The 12,492-nt window shown below is 70.7% G+C and carries 10 protein-coding genes; 1 reads left to right on the top strand and 9 read right to left on the bottom strand.

The genetic code is table 11. From position 1 onward, the window contains the following. Positions 1–214 precede the first annotated feature (214 nt). The 9 genes from JUB10_RS12785 to JUB10_RS12745 form a co-directional block, all read right to left on the bottom strand. Entirely contained in the window at positions 215–1,021 is an 807-nt protein-coding gene (locus tag JUB10_RS12785) for a methyltransferase domain-containing protein (protein WP_207457302.1), read from the bottom strand. A gap of 30 nt (positions 1,022–1,051) precedes the next feature. Then, entirely contained in the window at positions 1,052–2,074 is a 1,023-nt protein-coding gene (locus JUB10_RS12780) for a LacI family DNA-binding transcriptional regulator (protein ID WP_207457300.1), read from the bottom strand. Positions 2,075–2,115: 41 nt separating this feature from the next. Continuing rightward, a complete protein-coding gene (arfA, locus tag JUB10_RS12775) occupies positions 2,116–3,624 on the bottom strand; it encodes an arabinosylfuranosidase ArfA (protein WP_207457299.1) in 1,509 nt (502 codons plus the stop codon). Between the two features lie 40 nt (positions 3,625–3,664). Beyond that, positions 3,665–4,762 (bottom strand): Gfo/Idh/MocA family protein, encoded by a 1,098-nt coding sequence (locus JUB10_RS12770; RefSeq protein WP_207457298.1) that lies wholly within the window; start codon positions 4,760–4,762, stop codon positions 3,665–3,667. Further along, positions 4,747–5,454 (bottom strand): ThuA domain-containing protein, encoded by a 708-nt coding sequence (locus JUB10_RS12765; RefSeq protein WP_207457297.1) that lies wholly within the window; start codon positions 5,452–5,454, stop codon positions 4,747–4,749. The genes JUB10_RS12770 and JUB10_RS12765 overlap by 16 nt, the downstream gene beginning before the upstream one ends. Beyond that, positions 5,451–7,787, bottom strand: coding sequence for a beta-xylosidase/alpha-l-arabinosidase (locus JUB10_RS12760; RefSeq protein WP_455905762.1), 2,337 nt, complete (start codon positions 7,785–7,787; stop codon positions 5,451–5,453). The genes JUB10_RS12765 and JUB10_RS12760 overlap by 4 nt, the downstream gene beginning before the upstream one ends. 64 nt (positions 7,788–7,851) lie before the next feature. Further along, positions 7,852–8,718: a carbohydrate ABC transporter permease gene (locus JUB10_RS12755; protein ID WP_207457296.1), complete on the bottom strand. Its 867-nt coding sequence runs from the start codon at positions 8,716–8,718 to the stop codon at positions 7,852–7,854. Beyond that, positions 8,715–9,725 carry a carbohydrate ABC transporter permease gene (locus JUB10_RS12750; protein ID WP_207457295.1) on the bottom strand — a complete coding sequence of 337 codons (1,011 nt, stop codon included), beginning with the start codon at positions 9,723–9,725 and terminating at the stop codon, positions 8,715–8,717. Before JUB10_RS12750 ends, JUB10_RS12755 begins: the two co-directional genes overlap by 4 nt. 50 nt (positions 9,726–9,775) lie before the next feature. Continuing rightward, a complete protein-coding gene (locus JUB10_RS12745; RefSeq protein ID WP_207457294.1) occupies positions 9,776–11,065 on the bottom strand; it encodes an ABC transporter substrate-binding protein in 1,290 nt (429 codons plus the stop codon). A 275-nt stretch (positions 11,066–11,340) separates the two neighbouring features. On the opposite strand from JUB10_RS12745, the gene JUB10_RS12740 reads away from it, so the two are divergent. Continuing rightward, positions 11,341–12,345: a LacI family DNA-binding transcriptional regulator gene (locus tag JUB10_RS12740; RefSeq protein ID WP_207457293.1), complete on the top strand. Its 1,005-nt coding sequence runs from the start codon at positions 11,341–11,343 to the stop codon at positions 12,343–12,345. Positions 12,346–12,492: the final 147 nt, after the last annotated feature.

Below are 12,492 nucleotides of genomic sequence, written 5' to 3'. Positions count from 1 at the left end.
GTGAGGCCCGGCAGCAGCAGCCGCTTCGTGAGGTCGCCGTCCGCTCCGAGGACGAGCAGGCTGGCGCGGGTCACCGGGTCACCTCCGCGGGGAGGACGCGGACCGAGAGGAGACGTGCGCGATCGCTCATGTTTTTCACGCTAGTCGCGGCGCATGCGGCGCTCAGCCGATTTCGGTGCGCCGTCGGCGTTCTCCCAGCCACGCCGCGGAGCGGCTAGGCCCGGGCGAGGATCTCGCCGTGCGGCATGCCCAGCCAGCCGTCGCGGGCCGCGACCCACTCGAGCCACGCCGCGCTCATCTCCTGCAGGTCCTCGTCGGTGGCGAGGCCGTGCCGCTTGGCGTGCGCCGCGAAGTCGGAGCGGATCGCCCGCTCTGCCCAGGCGCCGCCCCACCACTCGCGCTCCTCGTCCGAGGCGAAGCACCAGATCGAGGCGGACGAGGTGACGTCCTCGAAGCCGGCCTCGATCGCCCAGGCCTTGAGCCTGCGGCCGGCCGTGGGGTCGCCGGCGTTCGCGCGCGCGACGGCGAGGTTCGTCGAGTACCACTTGGCGAGGCCGTCGGGCAGCGGGTGGATGAGCACGCCCGCGTAGTCGACGTCGCGCGCGGCGACGATGCCGCCGGGCTTCGTCACGCGGCGGAGTTCCCGCAGCGCGGCGACGGGGTCGCCGACGTGCTGCAGCACCTGGTGCACGTGGGTGACGTCGAACGTGTCGTCCGGGAAGTCGAGCGCGTAGATGTCGCCGGTGCGGAACTCGACGTTCGTGAGCCCGTGCTCGGCGGCGAGGCCGGCCGCCTGCTCGACGACGCTCTCGGCGGCGTCGACGCCGACGACGCGCCCCGGGGCGAGACGCTCGGCGAAGTCGACAGTGATGGTGCCGGGACCCGAGCCGACGTCGAGGAGGGAGATCCCCGGCGTGAGGTGCGGCAGGAGGTAGGCCGCGGAGTTCTCGGCCGTGCGCCACGAGTGGGTGCGCAGGACGCTCTCGTGGTGGCCGTGGGTGTAACGCTCTCGAGTTGGCACCCGAGTAACCTAGCCCGGCTCGCGGGCCTGTTACGCGGGGCTCGCGAGAGGCGCCGTGCTGTCCCGCACGACCAGGGCCGTCGCGAGGTCGAGCCGGGCCGGGGCGCCGTCGTCCTGCGGGTCGAGCACGAGGCGCGCGGCGGTCTCCGCCATCTCGCGCAGCGGCTGGTGCACGGTCGTGAGGCGCGGGCTCGACCACTCGGCGAGCGGGAGGTCGTCGTAGCCGACGACCGACACGTCGCGGGGCACGCTCAGGCCGAGCATCCGTGCCGCGTCGAAGACGCCGAGGGCCTGCAGGTCGCTGCCGGCGAAGATCGCGGTAGGGCGGTCGTCCCGCTCGAGCATCCGCAGGGCGATGCGTCGTCCGCCGTCGACGTGGAAGTCGCCGAACTCGACCAGATCCGGGTCGACCGCGACCCCGGCGGCGTGCATGGCGGACCGGAACCCGTCGAGCCGCGCCATCGAGCACATGAGCTCGGCCGGTCCGGTGATCGCGGCGATGCGCCGGTGACCGAGCTCGAGCAGGTGCCGGGTGGCAGCGAGCCCGCCCGACCAGTTCGCCGAGCCGACCGAGGGCACGTCGGGCGACGGGTCCCCGCCGGGATCGACGATGGCGAACGGGATGCCGCGCGAGCGCAACTGCGTCTTGTGACCGGGGTCGAGGTCGGAGACGACGAGCACGACGCCCGCCGGACGGCGCTGCAGCACGCCCTCGATCCACTCGGAGCCCGGGGAATGCAGGTCGCCGCTCTCGGTGAGGACGATGCTCATCCCCCGCTCGCGCGCCACCGCCTCGGCGCCGCGGATGATCTCGAGGGCCCACGGGCTCTCGAGCTCGTGGAACACCACCTCGAGCAGGGTGGAGCGCTGGGTGGCGGCGGCGCGGCGGGTGTAGCCGTACTGCTCGAAGAGCTGCTCGATCCGCGCGCGCGTGCCCGGCGCGACATCCGCCCGGCCGTTCAGCACCTTCGAGATGGTCGACAGGGAGACGCCGGCCTCGGCCGCGACGGCGCTGAGCGTCACCCGACCCGAGGTGCGCGCCTGCCCGTCCACGGGCCCACCCTAGCCAATCGGCGGGGCGGGCCCGCCCGGGGTCAGGCCAGGGCGACCGCCGTCCAGGAGACCGGGGGCAGCGTCAGCTCGAGCACGCCGTCCTTCAGCGTCGCCGAGCCGTTCTCCTTGAGGCCCACGCGGTCGGGGTCCTCGCTCGTGCTCGCCGCGTAGGGATCCGCGTCGGCGAGCGTGAGCACCTCGCCGATCGACGTGACGCCGAGCTCGCTCAGCTCGACGACGACGCGGGCCTCCTCGTCGGTCGACCGATTGACGAGGAAGACCGACGCGGAGCCGGCCGCCGAGTCGAAGGAGGCGGCGACGTCGACGAGGCCGACGGTGCCGTGCTCCTTCGTGTCGTACTCGGGCGTCTCGAGCGCGACCTTCAGCGCGTCGCCGCTCGCGAGGCGGGAGGTGACGGCGAAGGGGTGGAAGGTCGACTTGCGCCAGGCCGCTCCCCCGGGCTCGGCCGCGATCGGGGCGATGACGTTGACGACCTGGGCCAGGGAGGCGCTCGTCACGCGGTCGGCGTGACGCAACAGCGACATGAGCATGCTGCCCACGACGACGCCGTCGGCGACCGTGTAGGGCTCCTCGCTGAGCGGCGGGTTGAGCGGCCAGTCGTCGAGGCTCTTCGAGAGGTCGTTGTCGACGCGGGAGAGGTACCAGACGTTCCACTCGTCGAAGGAGATCGAGATCGTCTTGTCGCTCTTGCGCACGGACTTCACGTGGTCGGCGGTCGCGACGACCGACTCGATGAAGCGGTCCATGTCGACGGCGGAGGCGAGGAACGACCCGAGGTCGCCGTCCTTCTCCTCGTAGTAGGCGTGGCAGGAGATGTAGTCGACGTCGTCGTAGGTGTGCGAGAGCACGGTGCGCTCCCACTCGCCGAACGTGGGCATGCCGGCGCCGGAGGACCCGCAGGCGACGAGTTCGATGTCCGGGTCGAGCTGGCGCATGGCCTTCGCGGTCTGCGACGCGATCTTGCCGTAGTCGTCGGCTGAGCGGTGGCCGAGCTGCCACGGCCCGTCCATTTCGTTGCCGAGGCACCACATCTTCACGTCGAGCGGCTCGGTCAGGCCGTTCGCGATGCGCTGCTCGGCGAGCGCGGTGCCCGCGGGGACGTTCGTGTACTCCAGCAAGTCGAGCGCCTCGAGCGGCCCACGGGTGCCGAGGTTGAGCGCGAGCATGAGCTCGCCGTCGACCTTGCCGAGCCACGAGGCGAACTCGTGCAGCCCGAACTCGTTGGTCTCCTTGCTGTGCCAGGCCAGGTTCAGCCGGGTGGGCCGTTCGTCGCGCGGGCCGACGGTGTCCTCCCAGCGGTAGCCGGAGACGAAGTTGCCGCCGGGGTAGCGGAAGGTCGTCATGCCGAGCTCGCGCACGAGCTCGATCACGTCCTGGCGGAAGCCCTCCTCGTCGGCCGTGGGGTGGCCGGGCTCGTAGATGCCTCCGTACACGCCGCGTCCCATGTGCTCGACGAAGCCGCCGAAGAGCCTCCGGTTGATCGGTCCGACGACCTGACGGGGATCGAGCGTGACGCGGGCGCTGAGCATGGAACTCCTTGTGATCTGGGAAGGGGAAAGGGAACGGATGTCACCAGGTGTGCGGGCGCGCGCCGAGGGGCACGTCCGCGGGGCGCGCCGGCGCGCTCGTCAACTCGACCACACGGTGCTCGCGACCGGCGAGCAGCACGGCGTCCATGATCTCGAGCACGTGGAAGGCGAGCTCGCCGGATGCCCGGTGCGGGCGCCCGGTCTCGATCGCGTGCGCCATGTCGGCGAGCCCGACACCGCGGCCCGCGTCGGCGTAGCCGCCCGCGACCGGGGCGACGGTCCACTCGGGCTCGTCGCGGGTCCAGAGCTCGACCGGGTCGGAGAAGCGGTTGGGGTCGGGCACCGCGAGGGTGCCCTCGGTGCCGTACAGCTCGAAGAGCGGCATCCGCGACGCCCACACCTCGAAGCTCACCGTGACGGTCGAGTGCACCCCGCCCTCGTGCTCGAGGATCGCCGAGACGTGGGTGTCGACGTCGACCGCCAGCCGCTCCCCCTGCCGGGGCCCGGTGGCGACGGAGCGCTCGCGCTCGGACCGCAGCGCGGCGCCGGAGACCCGCACGACGGGTCCGAGCAGGGTGACGAGCGTCGTCAGGTAGTACGGACCCATGTCGAAGAGCGGTCCCCCACCGGGCTGGTAGTAGAACGCGGGCGCCGGATGCCACAGCTCGTGGCCCGGAGCGGTCCAGTGCACGCTCGCGGCGACCGGGCTGCCGATGCGGCCGTCGTCGAGCAGCCGCCGAGCGGTCTGCACGCCGGTGCCGAGCACGGTGTCGGGAGCGGAGCCGACGCGCAGCCCGCGCTCCTCGGCGAGGGCGAGCATCGGTGCCGCCTCGGCCGGGGCGAGCGCGAGCGGCTTCTCGGCGAAGACGTGCTTGCCGTGCTCGAGGGCGCGGGTGCCGATCTCGACGTGCGCCGCGGGGATCGTGAGGTTGAGCACGACGTCGACGTCGGGGCTCGCGAGCAGGTCGTCGACCGGCAGCGCGGTGACGCCCTGCTCCGCGGCGACCTCGTTCGCGCGCCGCTCGTCGAGGTCGGCGACGGCGGTGAGGGCGAGGTTCGGCAGCGTCGGCAGCTGGGCGAAGTACTGCTCGCTGATCTTGCCAACGCCGACGACGCCGACCCTCAGCGCGCCGCCCACAGCAGTCCCCTCTCGATGATCGTGCGGACCGTGGGGTCGCGGAGGATCTCGACGCGGTGCCCGGGGGTGCTGACGAAGATGCGTCCCTTACCCCACGACCGGGTCCAGATGGCGGGCGAGGTGACCGGGCGGTGCCACGGGTCCCACGGGCGCACGGCCTGGGTCGTCGTGGCGAGCACGTCGAGGTAGTCGTCGTGCAGCACCCAGTACTGCTCGGTCGTCAGCTCGAAGTCGTCGAGCCCCTCGGTGATCGGGTGACGCCGGCCGAGCTCCGTGATCTCGTACCGGTGCGGGAGGTAGTTGTCGGACTGCTCCCCCGTCCGCTCGTCCGGGTGCTTGCCGGGATGCGCGGCGAACTGCCCGCCGACGAGCTGCAGGTAGTCCGAGTTGTTGCGGTAGGAGTCGGCGATGCCGCCGTGCCATCCGGCGTACCCGGCGCCCTCCTCGATCGCTCGGCGGAGCCCCTGGAACTCGTCGGCCTCGATCGTCGACATCGTGTTCGTCTGCACGATGAGGTCGACCGTGGGCAGGTAGTCGGCGTCGGCGTAGACCGCGGGCGAGTCCTCCACCCGCACCTCGAAGCCGTTGGCCTCGAGGAACGGGATGAACTCGTCGGTGGTCTCGACGGGCTGGTGCCCGTCCCAGCCGCCGCGGACGACGAGGGCGCGTCGCTGTCCCGACTCCCCCGTCATCGACTCGTCGCCGCGCTCGCGGAGAGCTCCGCGGTCGCCGGGACCAGAGCGACCTCGCTCGTCGCGACGCGCGCGTCGGCCGTGGTCACCTCGTGTACGGGACCGAGCACGGTGATCGCGCCCGTCGTCTCCTTGTCGGCGCACGACGAGCCGACCCACAGGTCGATCTCGCCGGGCTCGACGATGCGGCGGTACTCGCGGTCGGTGAAGGCCAGGCGGGTGGTGGGCACGCGGAAGGTGACGACGGCCTCCTCCCCCGGGCCGAGCGTGACGCGGCTGTAGGCCAGCAGCTGGGCGGTCGGACGGGTCGTGCTCGCCTGCACGTCGCGTGCGTAGAGCTGCACGACGTCGGTGCCCTCGCGGTCACCCGTGTTGCGGATGCGCACGCGCGCCTCGAAGGCGTCGCCGGCCGCGACGTGCGCGTCGCTCTCCAGCTCGGTGCGCTCGAACGTCGTGTAGCTGAGCCCGTGACCGAACGGGAGCACCGGGCTGCTGTCGGCGCTCGTGATCTCGGAGTGACCGCCGAGGATCGGGTGCAGGTAGGTGAACGGCTGAGCGCCCGCAGAGCGCGGCATCGACACCGGCAGGTGGCCCGACGGGGCGACGCGGCCGGAGAGCACGGCGGCGATCGCCGGCGCCCCCTCCTCACCGGGGAAGAACGCCTGCAGCAGGGCGGCGGGGGCGGTGGGCCCGCTGACCGCCCAGCCGAGCGCGTAGGGGCGCCCGGAGAGCACGACCATGACGACAGGAGTGCCGGTCGCGACGACCTCCTCGACGAGCCGGCGCTGCACGCCCGGCAGCTCGAGGCTCTCGACGTCGTTGCCCTCGCCGACGGTGCCGCGACCGAACAGTCCGGCCCGGTCGCCGACGACGACGACGGCGAGCGAGGCGTTCCGGGCCGCCTCGACGGCGGCGGGGATGCGCGACTCGTCGTCGCCCTCGACGTCGACGCCCTCGACGTGGGTGATCTCGCTCGAGGGCAGCTCGGCGCGGAGCGACTCGAGCAGCGTCGGGATCTCGAAGCCGATCGGGGTGCCGGGGTGGTGCGCGAGCACGTGGTTCGCGAACGAGTAGCAGCCCATCAGCGCCTCGGCCGAGTCGGCGTTCGGCCCGATCAGGGCAATCGATCCGGCCGCCGCGGTCTCGGCGAGGGGCAGCACGCCGTCGTTGGTGAGCAGCACGAGCGACTGCTCCGCGAGCCGACGCGCGACGGCGCGGTGCTCGGGGGTGTCGAGGTCGATCTCGGTGGGCGGGTTCTCGAACGTCTCGTCGAGCAGGCCGAGCTCCTCCTTCTCGGCGAGCAGGCGCAGCACGGCGCGGTCGACGAGGGCCTCGTCGGTCAGGCCGGCCCGGATGCGCTCGGCGAGCGGCTCGAGGAACGCGTCGCCGGTGGGCAGCTCGACGTCGATGCCCGCGGCGAGCGCGAGCTCGGCGGCCTCGCCCTTGTCGGCGGCGACCCCGTGCATGTTGTTGAGGAACGCCACGGAGAAGTAGTCCGAGACGACGACGCCGTCGAAGCCCCACCGGTCGCGCAGGATGCCGCTGAGGTACTCCGGCGTCGCGGCGACGGGAGCCCCGTCGATCTCCGCGTAGGAGTTCATGACGGAACGGACGCCCCCCTCGAACACGGCCATCTCGAACGGCGGGAGCAGCACGTCGGCGATCTCACGCGGCCCGGCGTGGACGGGCGCGTGGTTGCGCCCGGCCTGGGACGCCGAGTAGCCGACGAAGTGCTTGAGCGTGGCGTGCACGCCGGCGCTCTGCAGCCCCCGCACGTACGCGGTGCCGATGGTGCCGACGACGTACGGGTCCTCGGCGATGCACTCGTCGACGCGGCCCCAGCGCGGGTCGCGGATGACGTCGAGCACCGGTGCCAGGCCCTGGTGGATGCCGAGCTCGCGCATCGAGCCGCCGATCAGCGCGCCCATCTCCTCGACCAGCTCGGGGTCGAAGGCCGCGCCCCACGCGAGGGGCGTCGGGAACGTCGCCGCCTGCCAGGCCGCGAGCCCCGTGAGGCACTCCTCGTGCACCAGCGCGGGGATGCCGAGCCGCGTCTCGGTGCGGAGCCGGCGCTGCTCGCCCCACAGCCAGGCGGCGCGCTCGACCGGGTCGACCGGACGCGTGCCGTAGACCCGGGTGAGGTGCCCGAGCCCGTGCACGGTCGCCTCCTCGTAGCGGCCCGACACCGCCATCTCTCCCTGCATGGGAGCGACGACCTCGCCGCCCTGGTCCACCCAGTAGCCGACGATCTGAGCGAGCTTCTCCTCGAGCGTCATCCGGGAGTGGAGTTCCCGAACGCGCTCGGACACCGGGGGCAGTTCCGGAGTGGTCACAGCGGTATTCCTTAGTAGAGAGAGTGACGGCGCGGGGCCGCGAGAACGAGGAGGCGGGAGGGCGTCAGCCCTTGACCGCCCCGGTGAGGCCGCCGACGATGCGGCGCTCGAAGACGCTGAAGAAGATCAGCGCGGGGATCATCGAGAGCGCCGTGAAGGCCAGCACGCGTGCGGTGTCCACCGAGTACTGCGAGGAGAACGCCTGCACACCGAGTGGCAGGGTGAACATCGCCTCGTCGTTCAGGATGAACAGCGGCAGCAGGTAGCTGTTCCAGCTTCCGATGAAGGCCAGGATGCCGGTCGTGATGACGCCGGGCGTCGCGAGCGGCAGCACCATGCGCCAGAAGAAGCCGATCCGGCTGCAGCCGTCCATGAACGCCGCCTCCTGGATCTCGTCCGGGATGGCTTTGAGGAACGGCACCAGGATGATGATCGTCGTCGGCAGCGCGAACGCGATCTGCGGCAGGATGACGCCGGTCAGCGAGTTCATGAGCCCGAGGTTCTTCACCACGATGTACAGCGGCGTGATGGCGACCGTCATGGGGAACATGAGGCCGGCGGCGAAGGTCGCGTACAGCGCGCCGCGGCCCTTGAACTTGTAGCGCGCGAGCACGTAGCTCGCCATGAGTCCGAGGATGACGACGCCCGCCGTCGTGGCGAGGCCCGCGATGAGCGAGTTGAGCACCTCGCGCCAGAAGATGTCCCCGGTGAGTACGGCCAGGTAGTTCCCGACCTCCCACGGGTTGGGGAAGCCGGCCGGGTTCGTCGTGATCTGCGAGTTCGTGCGGAACCCGCTCAGGATGATGAACGCGACGGGCGCGAGCATCAGCAGGATGACGATGGCGGCGACCACGTAGGCGACGGGGGTGCCCCAGCGGATGGGCTGACGCTCCCTGTGGGTGGGGCGGCTGCCCGCGGTCGTGGCGGTCATCGCTTCTTTCCTTCCCCGGTGATGGCTCCTTCGGTGTCGCGCCGGAGCACGAACCGCTGGTAGACGAGGGCGACGATGAGCGAGATGAGGAACAGCACGACCGCGACGGCGTTGCCGTAGCCGTAGTTCCCGGAGTTGCGTCCGTTCGTCACCATGTAGATCGCCATGGTGGAGGTGCCGGCCGTCGAGGAGACGTACTGGCCCCAGATGATGTAGACGAGGTCGAAGAGCTGGAGCGATCCGATGATCGAGAGGAACGCCCAGATGCGGAGGGTCGGGCCGAGCAGCGGGAGGGTGATCCTCCGCTGGATCTGCCACCAGGAGGCGCCGTCGATGGCCGCCGCCTCGGAGAGCTCCTCGGGGATGCCCTGCAGGCCCGCGAGGAAGAGGATCACCGCGAAGCCGATGTACTTCCACGTGATGATGAACATCAGCGTCCAGATCGCGATGTTCGGGTCGGCCAGCCAGTCCTGGGCGAGCGCCCCGAGGCCGATGTCGTTGAGGAAACCGTTGAGCCCGCCGTTGGTGGCGAGGATGAGGCTCCAGCCGGTGCCGACGACGACCTCGGAGATGACGTACGGCACGAAGATCAGCACGCGGATGAGGGACTGTCCGCGCAGCTTGCGGTTGAGCAGGAGCGCGAGCAGGATCGCGGCCGGGCCCTGGAGCACCAGGGACAGCACGACGATCAGCACGTTGTGCCAGAGGGCCTGCTGGAAGGTGGGGTCCTCGAGGATCGTGATGTAGTTCCGGAGTCCGACGAACTGCGTCGGGACGCCGAAACCCTGCCAGCTGAAGAAGCCGTAGTAGGCGGCCATCACGACCGGGAAGATCACGAAGCCCAGGAACATCACCAGGGCGGGCCCGACGAGCAGTCCGATCTCCAGTCGCCCGCGCCAGCCGGCGCGGGCCTTCCGCGGAGTCGGGGGCAGCGACACCGCGCTGCCCCCGCTCGCGAGGAGATCAGTCTGCGGAGGCCGGGCGACGGCACTCTCGCGTACTGACATCTTTATCTGTTTCCTTGTTGTTGCTGGTCAGGGTTGGTGCTGTCGGGCCGTCAGGCCTTCTTGGCAGCGTCCTCGACCGCCTTGACGATCGACTCCGGGTCACCCTTGCCGGCGAGCAGGTCGACGACGCCCACGTTGAGCGCGTTGCCGACGTTCTGGCCGTAGACGGTGTCGAGCCACTGCGACACGTAGGGCGCCGCGTTGTAGGCCTCGAGGATCGACTGGAGGTAGGGCTCCGTCACGACCTCCTGCGCCACCGTGTTCACGGGCGGGGCGTTGAAGGCGGCGTAGTACTCCTTCTGCACGTCGGCGGAGCCGATGTAGTTGAGGAAGTCGACGCACTCGTCGGGAGCGTTGACGTGGCAGGAGTAGCCGTCGACGCCACCCATGATCGCGCCGGGCTCACCCTCGCCACCGTCGACCTCGGGGAAGGGGAACCAGCCGAGGTCGGGCAGCGGCTTCTGGTCGGGCGTGAGGGAGGCGATGACGCCGGGGTTCCACGCACCCATGAGCTCCATGCCGGCCTGGTGGTTCGCGATGAGACCGGCCGAGCTGCCGGCGCCCTGCTGGGCGGCGGTGGTCAGGAAGCCCTCGTTGAAGGGCTCGGTGTCGGCGAACGCCTGGAGGTCCTCACCGGCCTTGATCCAGCACTCGTCGCTGAAGTCCTTCGACTCGGCGGCCGCGGCGAGGGTGTCCTCGCTGCAGGCGCGGAGCGCGAACCAGTAGTACCAGTGCGCCGCGGGCCATGCGTCCTTGCCGCCGAGCGCGACCGGCGCGACGCCGGCGCCCTTCAGCTGCTCGGTCGCGGCGACGAGCTCGTCGATCGTCTTGGGGGTCTCGGTGATGCCGGCCTGGTTGAAGACGTCCTGGCTGTAGAAGAGGCCACCCGGCAGCACGGCGACGGGCATGGCGTAGACCTTGCCGTCGAGCGTGTTGGCCGAGAACGATCCCTCGGGGATCTCCTCCTTGACCTGGTCGGAGATGCCGTCGGTCAGGTCCTTGAGCTGGCCGGCCGCGACCATCGCCTGCATCTTGCCGCCGCCTCGCTGCAGGAAGATGTCGGGCGCGTCACCCGAGTTGAGCGCGGTCTGGAGCTTGCCGTCGAGGTCCTCGTTCTGGATCGACTGGACGTCGATCGTGACGCCGGGGTTCTCGGCCTCGAAGTCGGCCGCGGTCTTGTCCCAGAACTCCTGGCCGGGACCCGTCGTCGAGTTCTGCCAGAGGGTCATGGTGACGTTTCCGTCGCCGCCCGATCCTTCCGAGCCGGCAGCGCTACAACCAGCGAGCGCTACGACACCGAGGACCAGGGCTGTGGAACCGGCGAGGAATCTTGCCTTCATGGGTTCAACCTGTTCTCTTCGTTGAGTGGCACCACGGGTAACGCGGCGCCGGTGAGGGGAGTCGCATGGCGAGCCTCGTCGCCTTGCTGTGTGTCTCCGCGACCCTTCGTCGCCGGCTGGTCCTCGGTCGTGTGCGAGTCGCCGTCGACGGCGCCTTCGCTCGTGATCGTGGTCCCCTACCGGCCCTCGGGGCCTCGGTTCCGGATGAGTGTCGCCCCTGATCGCCGGAAACGTCAAACGTTTTCGAAAACCTTTTCGACGCGTACAGTGAGCGGGTGCAACGACGTCCGACCATCCATGATGTGGCACTCGCGGCAGGCGTGTCGGTCGCCACGGTGTCGAAGGCCGTGAACGGCCGCTACGGCATCGCCCCCGAGACGGCGAGGCGCGTGCTCGAGCTCGTCGAGGAGATGGGCTACGAGTCGAGCATCACCGCGAGCAGCATGCGATCCCGCCGCACGGGCGTGGTCGGCGTGCTCGTCGCCGACTTCGAACCCTTCAGCGCGGAGATCCTCAAGGGCGTCGGCGTCGCCCTGCGGGACTCGTCCTACGACCTGCTCGCCTACAGCGGCACACACCAGGGCGGCTACGACGGATGGGAGCGCAAGTCGCTCAGCCGCCTGAGCGGAACCCTGATCGACGGCGCCATCATGGTTACCCCCACGGTCGTGACGGTGCCGGCCGAGATCCCCATGGTCGCGATCGACCCGCACACCGGTCCGGCCGACCTGCCCACCGTCGAGTCGGACAACTTCGCCGGCGCCCGCGAGGCGACCCGGCATCTCATCGAGCTCGGGCACCGCAGGATCGCCTTCCTCGCCGGTCGCTCCGATCTGCGCTCGTCGATCCGCCGCCAGGACGGCTACCGCAGCGCCCTCGCCGACGCGGGCATCCCCTTCGACCCCGCCCTCGTCGGGATCGGGCGCTACCTGCAGGAGACCGCGCGCGAGCCCGCGATGGCGCTGCTCTCGCTGCGCGACCGCCCGACGGCGATCTTCGCCGCCAACGACCTCTCCGCGCTCGGCATCATCGACGTCGCCAACTCCATGGGGCTCAGCGTGCCACGCGACCTCTCGGTCATCGGGTTCGACGACGTGCCGGAGGCGTCCCGCTTCAATCCCCCGCTGACGACCATCCGGCAGCCCATGCAGACTCTGGGCGCCACGGCGGCCAAGCTCCTGCTGGCCCTGCTGGACGGGGAGCAGCCGAAGGAGACGCACCTGCGCCTGCCCACGCGTCTCGTGCGACGCGGCACGACGGCGCCTCCCCCGGGCGCTTGATCCACTCCGTCACGCTCCAGGGCGCTCCGATCCGCCGCGTCGAAAGTCGAGCGCCGACCTTCGAAACAAATTGTTTAAGAAGTAGACAAACCGCTCGCTCGTCCTTAGCGTGGCGAATGTCCGACCCGGACCGTTCAGACATCGCAA

Source organism: Desertivibrio insolitus (genome assembly GCF_017355965.1).
GTDB lineage: Bacteria > Actinomycetota > Actinomycetes > Actinomycetales > Microbacteriaceae > JAFIQW01.
Note: the sequence above shows the minus strand (reverse complement) of the source record. Positions and strands in the feature narration are given on the sequence as shown.

Bases quoted from the DNA above. Each gene is read 5' to 3' on its own strand.
- arfA (WP_207457299.1), bottom strand. From the start codon at position 3,624: ATGCTCAGCGCCCGCGTCACGCTCGATCCCCGTCAGGTCGTCGGACCG.
- JUB10_RS12765 (WP_207457297.1), bottom strand. From the start codon at position 5,454: ATGACGGGGGAGTCGGGACAGCGACGCGCCCTCGTCGTCCGCGGCGGC.
- JUB10_RS12755 (WP_207457296.1), bottom strand. From the start codon at position 8,718: ATGACCGCCACGACCGCGGGCAGCCGCCCCACCCACAGGGAGCGTCAG.
- JUB10_RS12750 (WP_207457295.1), bottom strand. From the start codon at position 9,725: ATGTCAGTACGCGAGAGTGCCGTCGCCCGGCCTCCGCAGACTGATCTC.
- JUB10_RS12745 (WP_207457294.1), bottom strand. From the start codon at position 11,065: ATGAAGGCAAGATTCCTCGCCGGTTCCACAGCCCTGGTCCTCGGTGTC.